The sequence below is a fragment of the Pseudonocardia sp. HH130630-07 genome (genome assembly GCF_001698125.1).
In the GTDB taxonomy this organism is placed as follows: domain Bacteria; phylum Actinomycetota; class Actinomycetes; order Mycobacteriales; family Pseudonocardiaceae; genus Pseudonocardia.
This window is the reverse complement of the sequence record NZ_CP013854.1, coordinates 699,378-717,767: the sequence shown is the minus strand read 5'-3', so window position 1 is coordinate 717,767 and position 18,390 is coordinate 699,378. Positions and strand designations below refer to the sequence as shown.

The window sequence follows — 18,390 nt, the reverse complement described above, 5'->3', positions numbered from 1 at the left end:
GGCTCAGGCGGTGACCGTCGTCCAGGTGGGGTGCTTGCCGACCCGGCCGTCGCCGGAGGACCGGTGCCGCAGCCGCCGTCTGATCCAGGGCAGGACGTGCTCGCGGTAGTACGCCAGTTCGGTCCGGACGCCCCGGCGCGCGTCCGGCAGGAGCTGCGGCGCGGGGACCGACCCGCGGACGCCGAGCGCGTCGAGCACCAGCCCGGCCGCCCGCACGTGCCCGGCCGGGCCCAGGTGCAGGCGGTCCGGCGACCAGTAGCCGGGCCGGCGGATCTCGGCGTCGCCGAAGACGTCGGCCATCCCCAGCCCGTGCGTGGCGGCCAGCTCCGCGACGGCCACGGTCAGGGCGGCCGCCCGGCGGTGCACGACGTGGCCCATCGGCAGGCCCGCCGACGGGTCGGCGCCGCTGATCAGCAGCAGCCGGACGCCGGTCTCCGCGCACCGGCGCACGGCGTGGGTGGTGAGGGCCGTCAGATCGTCGAGGTCGGTGTGCCGCCGCAGCATGTCGTTGCCGCCGCCGTTCAGCGTGATCAGCGTCGGCAGCGGGTCCAGGGCGAGCGCGGCCTCCAGCTGCGGGCCGACGATGTCGTCGAGCAGCCGGCCGCGGACCGCGAGGTTCGCGTACGACACGGGCCCGCCGGACGCGCCGGCCAGTCCCGCCGCGACCCGGTCGGCCCAGCCGCGGGGCTCACCCGACCCGTCCTCGTCACCCACGCCCTCGGTGAAGCTGTCGCCGATCGCCACGTACCGCACGACGGCCATCCTGCGCCTCCCCGGCCACCGCCCCCGCACCCGGCCCGCACCCGGCCCGCGCCCACCGGAGCCCGCCGGTTCGCACTCATGGAGCTTCGGCCTGCTCACACGAGGCTCTTGCTCCATGAGTGGGCCGGTCCCGGGGTGGTGAGGGGTCAGCGGGGGGTGTCGTCCGGGCCGAGGACGGCGTCGGTGACCTCGAGGTCGAGGTCGAAGAACTCGGTGGTGGGGACGATGTAGCGGTTGCGGTGTTCCTGGCCGCCGCTGGTCCCGGCCCCCGCGCCGCCCATCATCGGGCCGTACCCGCCGGGCTGCCCGCCGCCGGCACCGCGGCCGGTCGCCGGATCGCCGGGGCGGACGGGCTGACCCTCGGCAAAACCGGCCCGGGGGAGGCCCGTACGCGGCTCGGGCGCCCAGACCCCGCCACCGGCACCCGGGCCACCCCATCCGGTGCCGCCCCCGCCGAACAGGGCGCCGCGGCCCGCACCCGGCGTCGCCCCGCCGACGGTGCCGCGGCCGAACGGTGCCGTGGGTCCCGGCTGGTTGAGCAGCTGCTGGCGGCGGGCGGTGTCACCGAACCTCGTACCGAGATCGCTGCGGATCCGGTCCGCAGCCGGGCCGGGCACACGGGACCCGGCCCCCGGGACGCGGTCGGCCCCCGGGGCACGCACCCCGCTGCCGGGGGCGCCGCCGACCATCCCCGCGCCGCCGGTCCCGGTCCCGGTGCCGTTCGGAGCCGGGCCGCCCGCGGCCGCGCCGCTGCCGGATCCGGTGCCGTTCGCGGTCCCGCCGCCCGGCCCGGCGTCGGTCGGGCGCAGTGCGGGCCCGCCGCCGCCCGGCCCGGTCTCGGCCGCGCCGGCCGGGCCCGGTGCACCGCCGACCGCGGCCGGGCCGAGAGCCGGAGCTCCACCACCGTCGGGGAGCCCACCGCCGGGTGAGGGCGGAGCCACGGGCCCGGCACCGGGAGCGTCCGCCGTGCCGCCACCGCCACCGGCCGCGGGGCCGCCGGACGAGACACCGCCGATACCGCCCGCACCCGCACCACCGGGGCCACCGATCCCGCCGGCGCCACCGGGGACACCGCTGCCACCGGGAGCGGGTGGGGCGCTCGCGGTCGTGAAGCGTTCGTTGATGTCGAAGGTGTCGTTCTCGTAGCGTGTGAAGGCCCGGTCGACCTCGGCGTCGGTGGCCGCGTTGCGTTCGGCGATGGTCACGTGATCTGCGCCGTTGCCCCACAACGACTGCCAGGACTCGCTGATGTTGTCCCCGGCCCGCTGGATCCAGCTGTACTGGTTCGGGTCGACGTAACGACCGCTGTCGACCAGCGGACGCAGGTACTCGAACGACGAGCCGTGGTCACCGAGCCGCCCTGCACCGTTCGCGGCGACGGTCGCGGTGTCGCCCACGCCCTGCGCGATACCGGTCAGCGAGGTCGTGGCGGCATCGGCGGCCGGGCCGCGCCAGGCGGTGCCGAACCTGCCAATTCCCTGATCCACACCACCGCCGGCAATAGCGAGCGAGGTACTGAGCGTGGTCAGGTTCTCGGCTCTACCGTCCGAGGCAGACCGTCCGGGCTTATCCTGAACCCAGCTGATCTTCGTCGGGAGGTCGAACGCCGAGAAGTTGTTGCACCCGATGATCATCGATTGCTCACAGTGCGGCTGCTCGGGCGGCGCGGACGTCAGCGTGCCGTTGCTGCATACCCGGGAGCTCAGCCTTGAACGACGCCTCGATGTCATCGTTGGTGAAGCCGTACTCGGCTGCGGCCTCGCGCAGCCGTCCGATCGCTCTCTCGATCTCGGCGAGATGTGCCCAGTGCACGTCGCGAATCTGTTCGATCTTGGCGTCGAACGCTCTGGCCGCGTCGATCGAGACAGGATCGTCTCCGCACGGCGGTTGCACCGCATTTCGGTCCGCTGTCTCCAGAGCGGTGTACATCTGCTCGACCTGATAGCGCAGCTCGCTGCAGATCCCGAGCACGTTGTCCCGGTCGACCTGCACCATGAGGCTGTCGGATTCCGTTCCACGCGGCTCGTGCGCCTGAGTCATGGCGATAAGCTAGGGGATCCGTGGTGGTCGCCGAGGCGGAACAGGGGATCGTGGTCGCGGGAGCAAACCCGTCATCAGCTCAGCGCGCGCAAGGTCTCGATCACGTGAGACGTGACATCAGCCGCACTCCGGCACACGTCGGTCATGGACACGGGCTGCCCGACGACGTCCCCACGCGACAGGACGTCCACCCGGAAGGTCCGATCGTGACCGGCATCCACCGAGATGCGGCAGGCGTTGGCCCCGTCGTCCTCCTGCCGAACGACCCCATAGCCGGCGACCTGATCGATCGTGCCGTTACCGATGGCCGCACCGTGACCGTTCGTCACCTCCCGGTCGATGAACGACACGCTGTAGCTCGTGTAGTCGCTGAGGTTGGACCAGCTACAGCTGCGGGTCCGTGCTCCCTGGATCTTGGCAGCCGGCGCGTCCTCCTCGTCTGTCGATCGCGCAGCCCCCCTCGTCCCCAGCTCGGACGCCTTCGCCGCGGTGATCCCCTGACACGGATCGAGCCGGTCGACCGCGATGTCCTGCGGCCGCGGCGGGAACGGCCCCGGCGGCGGCTCCTCGGCCCCGCACCCCGCCGACACGGCGACGACGAGCGCGAGCAGGACGGACAGGCGGCCCCAGGCCGGTCGTGCCACGTGGTCCTCCGGGATCGAAACGGGCGCCCAATCTATCCCGGCACCATCCCGCCCCGGGCCCGATCCGGAGTTCCGCCGTCGCCGGGCAGCGGCGGGGCACTGCTACCCTGCCCTCGTGCGTGCGCAGGTGATTACCCGGCGCGCCGGCTGAACCAGGTCGCCGGCGCGCGGCCCGTTCGTGCGGCCCCACGACTGCGCACCGGACCTGGCCGGATCCCCGTACCGCTGCCCCGGGAGATCCGATGGACACCCTCACCGCCACCCCCGACGCCCGCCCCCGCGCGTCCGTGCACGCCTACACCCTGCTGGTGACCGGCGGCGACGACGGGCTGATCAAGGTGCTCACCACGCTGCGGTCGCGCCGCTACGCCGTCCGTGACCTGCGCGCCGACCTGTCGGGAGACGTCGGGCGGGTCGACGTCGAGGTCGAGCCGGACGGGCGCGGCCCCGACCTGTTGCTCGAACAGCTCCGCCGGGTGGTCGCGGTGGTGCGCGCCGACCACGCCTGAATCCGGGGTGCGCCCCCGCGCGGGCCCGGCGAGGATGCGGCGTCATGCTGATCCGAGAGCTCGACCCCGCCGACCGGGACGCCCTCGTCGCCCTCGCGCTGCGGGCCTGGGAGCCGGTGTTCGCGTCCGTCCGCTCGATCCTGCGTCCGTCCGGCGTCTACGACGTCCAGTACCCCGACGGGTGGGCCGCCGCCCAGCGCGCCGCGGTCGAGCGGGTGTGTGCGGCCCCCGCCGACGCCCGGGTCGCCGAGACCGACGGCGCCGTCGTCGGCTTCGTCGCCGTCGCGATGCGCGACGAGGGACTGGGGGAGATCGACATCCTGGCCGTCGACCCGGCCGCGCAGCGCAGGGGCATCGGCACCGCACTGACCCGGCACGCGTTCGACCTGCTGGCCGGGCGGGGCGCGACCTCGGTCATGGTCGAGACCGGCGGCGATCCCGGCCACGCCCCGGCCCGGGCGGTCTACGCCGCCGCCGGGTTCGTCGAGTGGCCGGTCAGCCGCTGGTTCCGGGTGACCGGCGACGCCCCGGTCACTCCCGCGGGGTGAGCCGGGCGTTCGGCAGCTCCGGTGCGGGCAGCGTCGACTCCCACTCGTCCGGGAAGGCGCCGAACTGCGCGTCCCCGCCGGTCGCGCGGGCGGCCCGCCACGCCGCCCGGTGTGCGGCGATCTCGTCGTGGGTGGCGCCGACGAAGTTCCACCACATGACGATCTGCTCGCCCAGCGGCTCGCCGCCGAGCAGCAGCAACCGGGCGCCGTCGCCGGTCCGCAGCGGCAGGGTCGTCCGGCCGGGCGGCAGGTAGACCAGTTCGCCGGGGCCCGCGGTGGTGCCGCAGACGTCGACCGTCCCGGTGTCGACCAGCACGCCGTGCTCGAACGACGCCGACACCTCCGGCGCCACCGACCCGCCCGCCGGGAGCACCAGTTCCGCACCGAGCAGCGGGGAGAACGTCGCGACCGGGGACGTGACACCGGCCAGCGACCCGAGGAACACGCGCAGGCCCGCGCCGTCGAGATCGGTCCGCGGCGGTGCGTGGTGCTCGAACGCCGGGGCGGTCCGCCGGTGCGCGGACGGCAGCGCCAGCCACAGCTGGACCCCGTGCAGCACGTCGGTGCCCGGCAGCGAGAACTCCGAGTGCGCGATGCCGTGCCCGGCCGTCATCAGGTTCACCTCGCCGGGCCGGATGACGGCGTGCGCACCGGTGGTGTCGCGGTGCTCCACCTCGCCCTCGAACAGCCAGGACACCGTCTGCAGCCCGGTGTGCGGGTGGCCCGGCACGGCCATCCCGCCGGTGTCGGAGACCCGGTCCGGCCCGAAGTGGTCGATGAAGCACCAGGCCCCGATCAGCGAGCGGACGCGGCGGGGCAGCGTCCGGCGCACGGTCATCGCGCGCGGCCCGCCCAGCGGGACCTCGCGGGGCGTCACCAGCTCGACGGCCGGGGCGTCACCGCCGCAGACGACCGGGTCCGGCGCGGTCTCGGTGTTGCTCATGCGCTCTCCTCCACACGGTCCGCGAACCCCTCGTGCGAGGCGATCCAGTGCTGCACGTACGGGCACTGCGGAACGATCCGCCACCCGGCGTCGCGGGTGTCGGTCAGGGCGAACCCGACCAGGGTCGAGGCGAGGCCGCGTCCACGCAGCGCGGGGTCGACCTCGGTGTGGTGGAAGATCCGCCGGTCGCCGTCCTCGGTGTAGGCGGCGAGTCCCACGCGCTCGCCGCCCAGGGCGATCTCGTAACGGCGGCGCACGGGGTCGTGGGTGACGACCGGCTGCTCGGTGTCCGACATGCCGGGATCAACCGTCCGCGACGCCGGGGTGTTCCGCTACCCCTCGGCCGCGTCCCGCAGCGCGTTCTCGACGACCTCGCTGAGCGCCGGGTGGATCCAGTACTGCACGTCCGCGAGCCGTCCCGCCCCGGCACCGAGCGCCATGGCCTGCACCAGCTGCTGCACCAGTGTGGACGCCTGCGGGCCGAGCAGGTGCGCCCCGAGCAGCGTCCCGTCCGGCGCGGTCAGGACCTTGCAGAAGCCGTGCCGGTCCTCCATCGCCCAGCCGTAGGCGACGTCGGCGTAGTCGTGCAGACCCACCCGGTACTCCAGGCCGTCCTCGCGGCACTGCTGCTCGGTCCGGCCCACGGTGCCGATCTGCGGGGTGGTGAACACCGCGGCGGGGACGGCGGTGTGGTCGAAGGCCCGCAGGTCGTCTGGGTTCGCGAGGTTGTGCGCGACGACGGCGGCCTCGTGGTTCGCGACGTGCTTGAGCGGGTGCCCGGTGCAGGCGTCGCCGAGGGCCCAGACGCCGTCCGCGGTGGTCCGGCCGTACTCGTCGACCTGGATCCGGCCGTCGTCGCGGGTGGCGACGCCGCCGAGCCCGGTGTCGAGGCGGTCGCTGTTCGCGGCGCGCCCGGCGGCGACGAGCAGCCGGTCCGCCCGGATCTCGGTGCCGTCGTCGAGGTGCAGCCGGACGTCACCGGCGCCGCCGGTGACCTTCTCCACCGAGCGCCCGGTGTGAACGGTGAACCGCTCCCGGACGGCGGCGGTGAACCGCTCCACGACGGTCTCGTCCATCCCGCCCAGCAGCGTCTCCGACGCCTCGACGACGGTGACCTCGCAGCCGAGCCCGCCGAAGACGTGCGCGAGCTCGGCGGCGATGTAGCCGCCGCCGATCACCGCGAGGTGCCGGGGCAGCTCGTCGATCCGCATGATCGTGTCCGAGGTGTCGAACGGGACGCCGGACTCCGCGACCGGCGGTGGCACGAGCGGCCGGCCCCCGGTGGCCAGCACGATCCGGTCGGCGGTGAACTCGGCGGTCCCGCCCCCGTGCAGGTCGACGGCCATGGCCCGCGGCCCGGTGAAGCGGGCGTAGCCGTCGTGCACGGTGCCGTGCTCGCGGCGGTGGTCCCGGCCCTCGTCGCCGATCGGGTCCAGCCGGCCGAAGACCCGGTCCCGGATGTCGGGCCAGCGGACCCCCTCGATGCGAGCGTCGATCCCGAACCGCGACGCCGTCCGCACCGTCTCGGCGACCTCGGCGGCGTAGGCGAGCATCTTCGTCGGGATGCAGCCGACGTTGAGGCAGGTGCCGCCGAACCGGGTCGCCTCGACGTGGACGACGTCGAGCCCGGCGAACCGGTGGTCGACGATCGTGTTGCCGGATCCGGTGCCGATGACGGCGAGGTCGTGGTGCGTCACGGGCCCGAGCCTAGGAACGCGGGTGCGGCGGCGCGCGTCGAACGGGAACGTGGTTCCGGCCCCGGTCACCCCGTGCGGGTACCGGTGACGTCACCGCCGGATCCGGTCACCGTGCCGTTGCCCCTCCCCGGTGCGGACGGCCGGGAGGCCGGCTGCGGAGTCGTTCGCGAGATCCGATCGAAACGAGTAGAACGATCACATCTTTTGAGGACCCGATCGATATGCCGTTCGAACTGCCGTTGGTCCAGTGACCGGTGCGGTTGGGAGTGTGATTGACAGGCGTTGATGTTCGCGTTAACAATCACCGCTCCCGCCGCGAAGCGCCACAGGAGGTCAGCAATGGATCACTCCGGTGTGATCCCGGACGCGGCCGGCCACGGCAGCTCCTCGCCGGCCTCCCGCCCCGGCGCCGTCCGGCCGCCGCGCGCTGACCGGTCCGCGCCGGGTGCCGTACTCCTCCGCGTCCCGGGCGGTGCGATCGAGGCGGTCGTCGACCCGCACGGAGCACGCCTCGCCGCGTTGCGGGCACCCGACCGCCATGGCCGGCTCGGCGACGTGGTGCTCGGCTGTGCCGACCCGCGGACCGACACCGCGTACCGCGGCGCGACCGTCGGCCGCTATGCCAACCGCATCAGCGACGGGCGCTTCCGGCTGGCCGGCCGGGAGCACCGGCTGGACCGCAACGAGGCCGGGGCGTCGCTGCACGGCGGGAGCGCCGGGCTCGACCACGTCGATTTCCGGATCGGTGCGGTGCACGACGTCCCGGGCGGCCGGACCGTGGTGTGCGCCCACACCAGCCCGGCCGGTGCCGGCGGCTATCCCGGCACCCTCGACATCACGGTCGCCTACACGGTGACGGACACGGACGTCCTCGTCGAGTTCATCGTCGTCACCGATGCGCCGACGGTGGTGAACCTGACGAACCACACCTACTTCACCCTCGGCGGACGCGGGGTGGAGGACTGCGACGTGACCCTCTGGTGCGACCACTACCTCCCGGTCGACACCCGCCTGATCCCGTTGCCCGGTGCACCGGCCCCGGTCGTCGGCACGCCGTTCGACCTGCGCGTCCCGGTGCGCATGAGCGACCGCCTCGCGTCCGGCCACCCGCAGCTGGAGGTCGCCGGAGGGTTCGACCACACGTTCGTGCTCAACGACGAGGGACCGGTCGTCGACGGTCTCCGTGCGGCGGCCCGGGTCGTCGACCGGCCGTCGGGTCGCGCGATGACGGTGTTCACCGACCGGCCCGGCGTCCAGTTCTACTCCGGGAACATGCTGGACGGCACCGTGCGGTTCCCCGGCGGCGGGCCCGCGACCCGCGGCGCTGCCTTCTGCCTCGAACCGCAGGACTTCCCGGACGCCCCGAACCGGGCGGACTACCCGTCCACCGAGCTCCGGCCGGGGAACACCTACCGCAGCCGCATCCTCCTGCGCACCGGTACGGGGTAGCCGGGGCGCCTCGGCCCCACGTCGCCGGCAGGAGAGCCGCGCACCGCGAACGAAGGAGTTCGAGTTGAGCCAGAGGCCGGTCGGGAGGCGCTCGGTACTGCGGGGACTCGGCGGGGTCGCCGCCGCGATGGTGGCGGGCCCGGTGCTCGCCGGGTGCGGAGCCGGCGGCGGGGCAGGTCGCCCGTTGCAGCTGTGGCACCTGTTCAGCGGAGCCGACGGCGAGAAGTTCCTGTCCATGCTCGATGCGGCGCGCTCGCGGGATCCCGGCCTCACCGTCGTCGACGTGTGCCTGGAGTGGGGCGCGGCCTATTACACCAAGCTCGCCATGGCGACCGCCGGTGACGAGCCCCCCGATCTCGCCGTGATGCACATGTCCCGGCTCGGCGGGTACGCACCGTCGGGGCTGCTGCAGCCGTTCGACCCCGATCTGCTCGCCCGTAACGGCGTGTCGGCGGCGACCTCGACCGAGGCGTTGTGGAGCAGTGCCACCGTCGACGACCACGTCTACGCGATCCCGCTCGACACGCACCCGTTCGTCGCGTTCTACAACCTCGATCTCGCCGAGCGGGCCGGGTTGCTCGGCACCGACGGCCGGATGCCATCGATCCGGTCGGCCGAGCAGTTCGTCGAGGTGAACCGCAAGCTGGCCGAGGTGACCGGGAACATCGGTTGTGCCTTCGGGTTCGTCAACGACAAGGCGCAGGCCTGGCGGCTGTTCTGGGGCCTCTACAACCAGACCGGCGGGCCGTACCGGTTCGAGACCGGTACGGCTGCGGAGTGGGACGTCGACGCGGCCGCGTCGGTGATCGCGTTCGTCGCCGGGGCGATGGACGACACGGTGATGTCGACGACCCTCGACTACGACGCGGGGGTCTCCGCGTTCAGCGCGGGCCGGGCCGGGATGACGCTCTCCGGGGAGTGGGAGATGCCGAGCTTCGCGGAGGCGCTCCCGCGGCTCGCCGGCTCCCCGATGCCGACGATGTTCGGCCGGGCCGCGACCTACGCGGACTCCCACGCGTTCGTCCTGCCGTCCCGGTCCGACGTCGACCCGGAGCGGCTCGCCCGGTCCCAGCAGCTGGCCACGGAGCTGGTGAAGGAGGGACTGACCTGGGCGGAGGGCGGTCACGTCCCCGGCTACGAGCCCCTCACCCGGACGCCGGCCTACCGGTCGATGACGCTGCAGAGCAGTTACGCGGCTGCCGCGGAGAGCGTGGTGCTGGACCCACCGCTGTGGTTCGCCGGCGGGGGCAGCGACTTCCAGGACCGGATGTCGTCCCGCCTCATCGAGGGGTTCGTGGGCCGCACGGACCCGCTCGCGACGTCCGCCGCGATGCTCGACGACATCACGGCGATGCTCGCCGTCGACAATCCGCTGTGAGACCGACCGTCCGTCACCACGAGCCACAGGAGGTGCGATGACCCGCACGAGCGCCGCTCCGGTGGCGGCGGACCGAGGGGCTCGTGGTGCCGGGCCGGCTCCACGGCGCCGTCCCGTCACGGGCCTCTGGTTCTCCGCCCCCTACGTCGCCGCCTTCGCCCTGTTCCTGGCCTGGCCGATCCTGTACCTGTTCTACCTCAGCTTCACCGGCACCAGCCTGACCGGTAAGAACAGTGGGTTCGTCGGTTTCGACAACTACACCGAGGCGCTCACCGATCCCGAGATGTGGGCCTCCCTCGCGAACACCGTGTTCTTCACCGTGATCACGGTGATCCCGCTCGTCGCGGTGGCGTTGCTCCTCGCCGTCCTGGTGTCGGCGGGTCTTCCGGGGCAGTGGGTGTGGCGGCTGGCCTTCTTCGGGCCGTTCCTGCTGGCGTCCTCGGTCGTCACCACGTTGTGGGGGTGGATCTACCAGAGCGAGGCGGGCCTGGCCAACACCGTCCTCGGGCTGGCCGGCATCGACGCCGTCGGCTGGACCTCCGAGGAATCGGTGGCGATGCGGTCGATCGCGATCCTGACCGTCTGGTGGACGGTAGGGTTCAACTTCCTACTCTACGTCGCCGCGCTGCAGGCGATCCCCGAGCAGCTGTACGAGGCCGCGGCGCTGGACGGGGCCGGACCACTGCGCCGGACGTGGGCGATCACCCTGCCGATGCTGCGCCCGACGACGAGCCTGGTCGTGCTCCTGCAGCTGCTGGCCTCCATGAAGGTGTTCGATCAGATCTACCTGCTGGTCAAGGGCGGTCCCAACGGCTCGACCCGGCCGATCCTGGAGTACGTCTACGACGTCGGGTTCGCCGGGTACCGCATCGGCTACGGCGCGGCGATCTCGTTCATCTTCTTCGTCGTCGTGGTCGCGGTGTCCGCCGTGTGGGCGCTGCGGTCGCGGAAGGGACCGTCGTCATGAGCCTCCTCGACACGACCGCCCCCGACGCCGGCTCCCGGGCCGCGCGACGCGAGGAGCGCAGGCGCTCGAGCGCCCGCCTGCTCGGAACCTCGACAGCGTTCCGGGTGATGGTCGCCCTCGTGCTCGTCGTCCTGGCGGCCAGCTGGTTCGTCCCGCTGCTGTGGGGTCTTCTGACCTCGCTCAAGACCGAGGACGACGCCGCGTCGGTACCGCTGCGGGTGTGGCCGTCCGACGGGTTCACCCTGGAGCACTACGTCTCGGTGCTGCAGGCCGGGGGACTGCCGACCTGGCTGGTCAACAGCCTGCTGTCGTCCACCTTGGTGACGGTGCTCGCGGTGGTGATCTCGGCGCTGGCGGCGTATGCGTTGTCCCGGCTCGACTTCGCCGGGCGCCGGCTGCTCCAGGTCCTCACCCTCGCGGCGATCATGGTCCCGGCGCAGCTCCTGGTCATCCCGCTGTACTCGCAGATGCAGACGTTCGGCCTCGTGGACAACATCTGGGGGATCGTGCTGCCGCAGATCGTCGTCCCGGTGAACGTCGTCATCCTCACGCGGTTCTTCGACATGGTGCCGCGCGAGCTCGAGGAGGCCGCCTACATCGACGGCGCGTCGCACCTGCGGGTGTTCTGGACCATCGTGCTCCCGCTGTCCCGGTCGATCCTCGTCGCGGTCGCGATCTTCACCTTCATCGGGTCCTGGAACAACTTCCTGTGGCCGTTCCTCATCACCAACGACCCCGCGCAGATGACCATGCCGGTCGGGGTCGGGACCGTGCAGAACGCCTACGGCGTGAACTACGCCAGGAGCATGGCCACTGCGGTGATCGCGGCGGCGCCGCTGCTGATCGTGTTCATGTTCTTCCAGCGTCAGATCGTCAAGGGCATCGCGACCACCGGTCTCGGCGGACAGTGACATGCCGGGCTGGCGGCGCGGCTAACGCTGCGGTGGCGCCGTAGTAGAACGGGGCACGAGCACCGGGGCGACACGGCGATCCTCGGTGGTCCCCCGCCCACGCTGGTGCAGGTCGCTCAGCAGCAGATCGAGAACCTCACCGGCCACGGCCCCGAAGTCCGGCCGGACCGTGGTCAGCGGTGGGATGAGGTGCGCCGAGGACGGGGCGTCGTCGAAACCGACGACACTCACCTCGCCCGGCACTGCTCGGCCGAGTTCGTGGAAGGCGTGCAGCAGTCCGGTGGCTAGGGCGTCGTTAGCGGCGAACACCGCGGTGACCTCCGGCATCCGGGCCAGCAAGTGACCGGCCACGTGCCCGGCGCCGGCGCTCCAGTCCCCGGGAACCACCGGTGGGATCTCGGACCCGGCGGCGTGTAGCGCCGCTCGCCAGCCCTCGGCCCGCTGCGCCGCGTCGTGGTACTCGGCGGGCCCGCCGACGTGCCACACCGTGCGGTGGCCGAGGCCGAGCAGGTGTGCGGTCGCGAGCCGGCCGCCTTCGAACTGGTCGACCGAGGACCGGAGCTGCGGGCGGGCGGGATCGCCGCCGACCACCACGAGCGGGACGTCGGCGGTGACCTCGTCCGCCGGCACGGCGGTCGACACCAGTGGGGCGATGACGAGGATGCCGGCCACCTGCGAGTCCAGCAGCCGCCCGATCCCGGCCCCCACCGAGGCGTCGTCCCGCTCGTGCGCCCGCACCACGGTGACGTCGAAGCCGGCCTCGGCGAGATGATCCTCGAAAGCGGCGAGCAGCGACACCGGACCGAACTCAGTGGACCTCGGCGCGACGACCCCGATCGTCCTGTCACGGCCGGTGACCAGCGTGCGTGCCGCCCGGTTGGGCCGGTAGCCGAGCTCCGCGATCGCCGACCGGACCCGGGTGCGGGTGCCGGCACGGACGTTCGGGTGGTCGTTGAGGACGCGCGACACGGTCTGGTGCGACACCCCCGCGAGCCGGGCGACGTCGACCATGGACGGGCCACGCACGATCCTGCTCGTCATCGGCCCCGCCCCCTCCCGGCCGCACGATGATCCGCGGCCGTCCCCCTCCGGTCAGGCTAGGCCACCGGGGGCACACCGCGGGGCGACGAGCCGGGTCAGCTCCCCGCGGCCTCGGCCCGGCGCCGCTCCTCGAGCCGCTCCCGCTGCGGGACGACGACGTAGCGCGGGTCCTTCGTCGTCTCCACGCCCGCCTCGAACACACTGAGCCGCTGCAGCAGGCTCCCGGCCAGCAGCGCCAGCCCGGACACCGCGGCCCCGGCCCGGGACCGCCGCCCGAGGAGCAGCGTTCCCGCCAGCCCGGCGAGTGTGGCGGCCTCCGAGCCCTTGCGGAGCTTCCCGGCGTGTCCGTGCTCGTAGGCCTCGCGGATGATGCCCATCCGGCGTTCCATGATCTTGCCCGCGACCAGCTCACCGGCGGCCCCGAGCACCGCGAAGGCCCGGGCCGGTCCGGCCTCACGGACCGGCGTCGTCAGCATGCCGAAACCGCCGCCGCTGGCCGCCGCCGAACCGGCGAAGACGAACGGCAGCTCGTCGCGCACCTCGTTCCAGCCGGGGACGGCGGTGTGGGAGAACAGCACCGCCGTGTAGGTGCACAGGGCGGGAGCGGTCACGGCGGCGCCGAGCCCCGCGGGCCGGGCGAGCGCGCCCATCAGCCGGACCGGCCAGGAGCGGCGCAGCCGCGGCGGGAGCGCCGGGATCACCTCGGCGGCGCCGGCCAGACCGGCGGCCGGGCCGAACACGGCGAGGATCCAGGTGCCGACGCTCATCGGGGACGTCGGCTTGGCGACCCGCAGCATGTGGTGGAACCGCTCCGGGCGGCCCAGGTCCGAGACCAGGAAGTAGGTGCTCGCCACCAGCCCGCCGAGCGCACCGGCCCGGCTCGCGCGGCGCAGCGCGGGCCGCCCGGTCAGGTCGGCGCCCGCGCCCACCACCGCGGTCCCGGCCGCGAGCCCGCCGCAGAACAGGTAGTAGGCGATCTTGTGCTCCCACACCGGCGGCTTGAGCACGGCGCGGCCGTAGTACGAGGAGAACTCGGCCTCGGGGACCATCGACTGCTCGCCGCGGCCGCCACCCCCGCCCCGCCGGCGCCGGCGCCGGCCGCCCTGGAACATCTCGGCGTCGCGGGCGGACCCCGGGCCGGTCGTGGCGGGCAGCCCCGACTCGGGGGCGGCGTCGTGGCTCATCGGGACCTTCCCAGGAACGAGGCGATCCCGGCGAGCAGGAACGCACCGGCGGCCAGCCCGGCCTGGCGCCACATGGCACCGGCGTCGCGGGTCGGGACGACCGGGTCCGGCGGCAGACCGTAGACCTCGGGTTCGTCGAGGAGCAGGAAGAACGCGCCGTCGCCGCCGACGCCGTCGTCCGGGTCGCGGCCGTAGAGCCGGGCCTCACCGACGCCGAGGCCGTGCAGCTGCTCCAGCCGGGCGTCGGCCCGCTCGCGCAGCTCGTCGAGCACGCCGAACTGGATGGAGTCGGTGGGGCAGGCCTTCGCGCAGGCCGGCTCCTGGCCGTCGTGCAGACGGTCGTAGCACAGCGTGCACTTCTGGGCCCGGCCGTCGCCGACCCGGCGGTCGATCACGCCGTACGGGCAGCCCGAGACGCAGTAGCCGCAGCCGTTGCAGATGTCCTGCTGCACGACGACGGTGCCGAACTCGGTGCGGAACAACGCGCCGGTCGGGCAGACGTCCAGGCAGCCGGCGTGCGTGCAGTGCTTGCACACGTCCGAGGCCATCAGCCAGCGGAAGTCGGTGCGGACCTCGGCGCCGGTCCCGTCGCCGGGTCTGGAGAACGACGGCATCCCCAGCGGTTCCGCCCCGTCCCGGCGCGGCATCGATCCCAGCTCACCACCGCGCTCCGGGGAGGCGGCGAGGCCCTCGGCGACCGAGGCCTGCATGACACCGGTCGCGGTGGCACCGACCGGCGCGGCGTCCAGGCCGGTGTCCTGGCAGCCGGACCGGCGCGGCTGCTCGATGAACGCGACGTGGCGCCAGGTGTCGGCGCCGAGCGACCCGGTGTTGTCGAAGGACATCCCGAGCAGGTCGAACCCGTCGTCGGGCACCGAGTTCCACTGCTTGCAGGCGACCTCGCAGGCCTTGCAGCCGATGCACACCGAGGTGTCGGTGAAGAAGCCCATCCGCGGCGGGTGCTCCGGGTCGTACCCGGCGTCACCGGTCACGTCGTCCAGCGGGCCGTAGAAGCTGTTCCGCTCGGTCACGGGGTCTCCAGCGGGTTCTCCGCCGGGACGCCGATGCCCGGGACACCGGGCGGACGGTCGTCGGGGCGGGCGGTCGGGTCGACGTGCGGGACGCCGTCGTCGTGCAGCAGTTCGGTGTTGGTGGCGGGGGTGATGCCGGCCAGCGAGCGGACCTCCTCCAGCAGGGCGGTCAGCTCCGGCCCGCGCGGGCGCGGGCCGGGCCGGACGTCGCAGGTGATGACCTTGGTCTCCTGGATGAAGACGTTCGGGTCCTGGACCACGCCGAACAGGTCGTTGACCACGTCGCCGCGGACCAGGCCGGTGGAGCCCCAGTGGTAGGGCATCCAGACCTGGTGCACCGTCGTGCCGCCGACCCGCAGTGGCGCCATCCGGTCGGTGACCATCACCCGCGCCTGCACCGCGGACCGGCTGGTCACCACGTGTGCGGTGCCCATGTGCTCCAGGTCCCGCTGCCGGGCCAGCTCCGGGGACACCTCGACGAACAGCTCCGGCTGCAGCTCGGCGAGGAACGGCAGCTGGCGGCTCATCGCCCCGGCGGTGTGGTGCTCGGTCAGTCGCGACGTCGTCAGGACGAACGGGAAGACCTCCGAGCCCTTCTCCCCGGCCGCCGGGTTCGACGGGTTGTCCTTGCGCCCGAACACCTTGCGCGTCGGGTTGGACTGCTGGCGGTAGAGCTGGTTGCGGATCGGGGACTCGTGCGGCTCGTAGTGCGTCGGCAGCGGGCCGTCGGCGACACCGGTCGGCGCGAACAGCCACGCCTTGCCGTCGGGCTGCATCACGAAGGCGTCGTCACCGGCGAGTGCGGCCGGGCCGACGGCGTCCGGGCCCGGATCGTGCCCGGGCGGGGTGGTCGCGACGAAGTCCGGGACGTCGTCGCCGGTCCAGCGGCCCGCGTCCGCGTCCCACCAGAGCAGCTTCTTCCGCTCGCTCCACGGCCGGCCCTGCGGGTCGGCCGAGGCCCGGTTGTAGATGACCCGGCGGTTCATCGGCCAGGTCCAGCCCCACTCGGGGGCGACGTCCGGGTCCGCCGGGCGTTCGCGCCGCGCGGCCCGGTTGACCCCGCCGGCGTACACCCCGCTGTAGATCCAGCAGCCGGAGGACGTACTGCCGTCCGCCTTGAGCTGGGCGAACCCGTCGAGCAGCTCACCGGTGGACAGGTCGTAGCCGTTGATCCGGCGCAGGACGTCGTCCGGCGACGGCTCGGCCCACTCGTCGTGGCCCTCGAGCTCGTAGTCCCAGGCCAGCTTCTGCACCGGCAGGTCGCGTGGGTCGGTCGAGTCCGCCAGGCGCTCGCGCACCAGCCGGCCGAGGTGGTAGGCGAACCACAGGTCCGAGCGCCGGTCACCGGAGGGCTCGACGGCCTTGGTCCGCCACTGCACCATCCGCTGGGTCTGGGTGAACGTGCCGTCCTTCTCCACGTGCGAGGCCGCGGGCAGCAGGAACACCTCGGTGCGGCACTGCTCGGGCACGATCTCGCCGGTCTCGATCTCCGGCGAGTCCTTCCAGAAGCTCGCCGTCTCGATGTCGACGAGGTCGCGGACGACCATCCACTCCAGGTTGGCCATCCCGAGCCGCTGCATCTTGCCGTGCGCGGAGCCGACCGCCGGGTTCTGTCCGAGCACGAAGTACCCGAACACCCGGCCGTCGATCATGTCCATGACGGTGCGGTAGGTGCCGTGGTCGCCGTCGATGCGCGGCAGCCAGCCGTACCCGAAGTCGTTCTCCGGCGTCGCGGCGTCACCGAACCACTCCTTGAGCATCGACACCATGTAGGCGTCGCTGTTCCAGCCGAAGCCCTTGTGGCCCTTCGTGCGCACCGCCTCGATGTAGGTGGCGGTGTCGGCCTGGCCGACGGCGGGCATCGGCAGGTAGCCGGGCAGCAGGTTGAACAGGGTCGGGATGTCGGTCGAGCCCTGGATGGAGGCGTGCCCGCGCAGCGCGAAGATCCCGCCGCCGGGGCGTCCGACGTTGCCCAGCAGCAGCTGCAGGATCGCCCCGCAGCGGATGTACTGCGCACCGACCGAGTGCTGGGTCCAGCCGACGCTGTAGACCAGCGACGTCGTCCGGTCCCGCCCGGAGTTCGACGTCCAGGCCTCGCAGACGTCCCGGAACTGCTCCGGGGACACGCCGCAGACCTCCTGCACCGTCTCCGGGGTGTAGCGGGCGAAGTGCCGGCGCAGCACCTGGAACACGCTGCGCGGGTGCTCCAGCGTCGGGTCGCTCACGGGCGCGCCGTCGGCACCGGTCTCGAACCGCCAGCTGCTCGTGTCGTAGGTCGCGGACTCCGGGTCGTAGCCGGAGAAGACGCCGTCGTTGTCCTCGGCGTCGACGTAGTCCTCGCCCAGCACGAACGACGCGTTGGTGTAGGCCGCCACGTACTCCCGGAACGCGAGGTCGTTCTCCAGGACGTGGCGCACGACCCCGCCGAGGAACGCGATGTCACTGCCCGCGCGCAACCGCACGTAGGTGTCCGCGACCGCGCTGGTCCGGGTGAACCGCGGGTCGATGTGGATCACCCGGGTGCCCCGGGCCTTGGCCTCCATCACCCACTGGAACCCGACCGGGTGCGCCTCGGCCATGTTCGAGCCCATGATGATGATGCAGTCGGCGTCCGCCAGGCTCTGCTGGTGGTTGGTCGCGCCGCCCCGACCGAACGAGGTTCCCAGACCGGGAACCGTGGCGGAGTGTCAAATACGCGCCTGGTTCTCGATCTGCACCGCGCCCCACGAGGTGAAGACCTTCTTGAGGAGGTAGTTCTCCTCGTTGTCCAGCGCGGCGCCGCCGAGTGCGGCGATGCCCATCGTCCGGTTCAGCGGGCGGCCCTGGTCGTCGGCGTCCTGCCAGCCACGGCGGCGGGCGTCCACGACCCGGTCGGCGATCATCCCCATCGCGGTGGACAGGTCCAGGTCGGTCCACTCGGTGGCGTAGGGCGCGCGGTAGCGGACCTTCTCCAGCCGCTGCGGGCCGGTGACGAGCTGGGTGCTGGCCGAGCCCTTCGGGCACAGCCGGCCGCGGGAGATCGGCGAGTCCGGGTCGCCCTCGATCTGGACGACCTTCTCGTCCTTCACGTAGACCCGCTGCCCGCAGCCCACCGCGCAGTACGGGCAGACCGAGCCGGCCCAGCGGTCGGCGGTCGCGGTCCGGGCGCGCAGCCCCTCGGACTTCCCGGACTGCGCCGCGGCGCCCCGGCCGAGCCGGTCGCGACCGGTCAGCTGCTGGAAGACGGGCCAGGAGCCCAGCCACCCCACGACGTCCACGTCCACTCCGATCCGGTGCGATCGCCTTC

17 protein-coding genes are annotated in these 18,390 nt (G+C 73.1%); 6 read left to right on the top strand and 11 right to left on the bottom strand.

The features are described 5' to 3' along the window. Positions 1 to 3: 3 nt before the first annotated feature. The 4 genes from AFB00_RS03455 to AFB00_RS03440 all read right to left on the bottom strand — a co-directional run bounded on the left by AFB00_RS03455 (position 4) and on the right by AFB00_RS03440 (position 3,446). The gene (locus AFB00_RS03455; protein WP_197519736.1) at positions 4 to 762 is read right to left on the bottom strand and encodes an SGNH/GDSL hydrolase family protein; all 759 of its coding nucleotides are present in this window, start codon (positions 760 to 762) and stop codon (positions 4 to 6) included. Positions 763 to 908: 146 nt separating this feature from the next. Further along, complete coding sequence (locus tag AFB00_RS03450) at positions 909 to 2,249, bottom strand: hypothetical protein (protein WP_156819351.1); 1,341 nt, start codon at positions 2,247 to 2,249, stop codon at positions 909 to 911. Positions 2,250 to 2,403: 154 nt separating this feature from the next. Further along, positions 2,404 to 2,802, bottom strand: coding sequence for a PE domain-containing protein (locus tag AFB00_RS03445; RefSeq protein ID WP_068796003.1), 399 nt, complete (start codon positions 2,800 to 2,802; stop codon positions 2,404 to 2,406). A gap of 74 nt (positions 2,803 to 2,876) precedes the next feature. Then, on the bottom strand, positions 2,877 to 3,446 hold the full coding sequence (locus AFB00_RS03440) for a DUF3558 family protein (RefSeq protein ID WP_068796002.1): 570 nt from the start codon (positions 3,444 to 3,446) through the stop codon (positions 2,877 to 2,879). A 242-nt stretch (positions 3,447 to 3,688) separates the two neighbouring features. Between AFB00_RS03440 and AFB00_RS03435 the strand changes: the two genes are divergently transcribed. Continuing rightward, a complete protein-coding gene (locus AFB00_RS03435) occupies positions 3,689 to 3,955 on the top strand; it encodes an ACT domain-containing protein (protein ID WP_068796001.1) in 267 nt (88 codons plus the stop codon). Positions 3,956 to 3,999: 44 nt separating this feature from the next. After that, on the top strand, positions 4,000 to 4,503 hold the full coding sequence (locus AFB00_RS03430) for a GNAT family N-acetyltransferase (RefSeq protein WP_068796000.1): 504 nt from the start codon (positions 4,000 to 4,002) through the stop codon (positions 4,501 to 4,503). Here the strand turns inward: AFB00_RS03430 and AFB00_RS03425 are convergent. The 3 genes from AFB00_RS03425 to AFB00_RS03415 are packed head-to-tail and all read right to left on the bottom strand — an operon-like array spanning position 4,487 to position 7,143. Continuing rightward, complete coding sequence (locus tag AFB00_RS03425) at positions 4,487 to 5,446, bottom strand: pirin family protein (protein ID WP_068795999.1); 960 nt, start codon at positions 5,444 to 5,446, stop codon at positions 4,487 to 4,489. The two genes, AFB00_RS03430 and AFB00_RS03425, sit on opposite strands and share 17 nt — an antisense overlap. Beyond that, positions 5,443 to 5,742: a GNAT family N-acetyltransferase gene (locus AFB00_RS03420; RefSeq protein ID WP_068795998.1), complete on the bottom strand. Its 300-nt coding sequence runs from the start codon at positions 5,740 to 5,742 to the stop codon at positions 5,443 to 5,445. The genes AFB00_RS03425 and AFB00_RS03420 overlap by 4 nt, the downstream gene beginning before the upstream one ends. A 36-nt stretch (positions 5,743 to 5,778) precedes the next feature. Continuing rightward, positions 5,779 to 7,143, bottom strand: coding sequence for a mycothione reductase (locus AFB00_RS03415; RefSeq protein WP_068799975.1), 1,365 nt, complete (start codon positions 7,141 to 7,143; stop codon positions 5,779 to 5,781). Between the two features lie 339 nt (positions 7,144 to 7,482). On the opposite strand from AFB00_RS03415, the gene AFB00_RS03410 reads away from it, so the two are divergent. The 4 genes from AFB00_RS03410 (at position 7,483) to AFB00_RS03395 (ending at position 11,848) form a co-directional block, all read left to right on the top strand. Continuing rightward, a complete protein-coding gene (locus AFB00_RS03410) occupies positions 7,483 to 8,592 on the top strand; it encodes an aldose epimerase family protein (protein ID WP_197519735.1) in 1,110 nt (369 codons plus the stop codon). Between the two features lie 64 nt (positions 8,593 to 8,656). After that, positions 8,657 to 9,970: an extracellular solute-binding protein gene (locus AFB00_RS03405; protein WP_068795997.1), complete on the top strand. Its 1,314-nt coding sequence runs from the start codon at positions 8,657 to 8,659 to the stop codon at positions 9,968 to 9,970. A 37-nt stretch (positions 9,971 to 10,007) separates the two neighbouring features. Beyond that, positions 10,008 to 10,937 (top strand): carbohydrate ABC transporter permease, encoded by a 930-nt coding sequence (locus AFB00_RS03400; protein ID WP_068795996.1) that lies wholly within the window; start codon positions 10,008 to 10,010, stop codon positions 10,935 to 10,937. Then, positions 10,934 to 11,848, top strand: coding sequence for a carbohydrate ABC transporter permease (locus tag AFB00_RS03395; protein WP_068799974.1), 915 nt, complete (start codon positions 10,934 to 10,936; stop codon positions 11,846 to 11,848). Before AFB00_RS03400 ends, AFB00_RS03395 begins: the two co-directional genes overlap by 4 nt. Before the next feature lie 21 nt (positions 11,849 to 11,869). Here the strand turns inward: AFB00_RS03395 and AFB00_RS03390 are convergent, their stop codons facing one another. The 4 genes from AFB00_RS03390 to fdnG form a co-directional block, all read right to left on the bottom strand. Then, the gene (locus AFB00_RS03390; RefSeq protein ID WP_083275231.1) at positions 11,870 to 12,889 is read right to left on the bottom strand and encodes a LacI family DNA-binding transcriptional regulator; all 1,020 of its coding nucleotides are present in this window, start codon (positions 12,887 to 12,889) and stop codon (positions 11,870 to 11,872) included. Between the two features lie 95 nt (positions 12,890 to 12,984). Next, positions 12,985 to 14,001: an NrfD/PsrC family molybdoenzyme membrane anchor subunit gene (gene nrfD / locus AFB00_RS03385; RefSeq protein WP_068799972.1), complete on the bottom strand. Its 1,017-nt coding sequence runs from the start codon at positions 13,999 to 14,001 to the stop codon at positions 12,985 to 12,987. Positions 14,002 to 14,069: 68 nt separating this feature from the next. Then, complete coding sequence (locus AFB00_RS03380) at positions 14,070 to 15,104, bottom strand: 4Fe-4S dicluster domain-containing protein (protein ID WP_068795995.1); 1,035 nt, start codon at positions 15,102 to 15,104, stop codon at positions 14,070 to 14,072. Next, the gene (gene fdnG, locus AFB00_RS03375) at positions 15,101 to 18,361 is read right to left on the bottom strand and encodes a formate dehydrogenase-N subunit alpha (RefSeq protein WP_231974201.1); all 3,261 of its coding nucleotides are present in this window, start codon (positions 18,359 to 18,361) and stop codon (positions 15,101 to 15,103) included. Before fdnG ends, AFB00_RS03380 begins: the two co-directional genes overlap by 4 nt. Positions 18,362 to 18,390 lie beyond the last annotated feature (29 nt).

Bases quoted from the DNA above. Each gene is read 5' to 3' on its own strand.
- AFB00_RS03455 (WP_197519736.1), bottom strand. From the start codon at position 762: ATGGCCGTCGTGCGGTACGTGGCGATCGGCGACAGCTTCACCGAGGGC.
- AFB00_RS03445 (WP_068796003.1), bottom strand. From the start codon at position 2,802: ATGACTCAGGCGCACGAGCCGCGTGGAACGGAATCCGACAGCCTCATG.
- AFB00_RS03435 (WP_068796001.1), top strand. From the start codon at position 3,689: ATGGACACCCTCACCGCCACCCCCGACGCCCGCCCCCGCGCGTCCGTG.
- AFB00_RS03430 (WP_068796000.1), top strand. From the start codon at position 4,000: ATGCTGATCCGAGAGCTCGACCCCGCCGACCGGGACGCCCTCGTCGCC.
- AFB00_RS03425 (WP_068795999.1), bottom strand. From the start codon at position 5,446: ATGAGCAACACCGAGACCGCGCCGGACCCGGTCGTCTGCGGCGGTGAC.
- AFB00_RS03420 (WP_068795998.1), bottom strand. From the start codon at position 5,742: ATGTCGGACACCGAGCAGCCGGTCGTCACCCACGACCCCGTGCGCCGC.
- AFB00_RS03410 (WP_197519735.1), top strand. From the start codon at position 7,483: ATGGATCACTCCGGTGTGATCCCGGACGCGGCCGGCCACGGCAGCTCC.
- AFB00_RS03400 (WP_068795996.1), top strand. From the start codon at position 10,008: ATGACCCGCACGAGCGCCGCTCCGGTGGCGGCGGACCGAGGGGCTCGT.
- AFB00_RS03395 (WP_068799974.1), top strand. From the start codon at position 10,934: ATGAGCCTCCTCGACACGACCGCCCCCGACGCCGGCTCCCGGGCCGCG.
- AFB00_RS03390 (WP_083275231.1), bottom strand. From the start codon at position 12,889: ATGACGAGCAGGATCGTGCGTGGCCCGTCCATGGTCGACGTCGCCCGG.
- nrfD (WP_068799972.1), bottom strand. From the start codon at position 14,001: ATGTTCCAGGGCGGCCGGCGCCGGCGCCGGCGGGGCGGGGGTGGCGGC.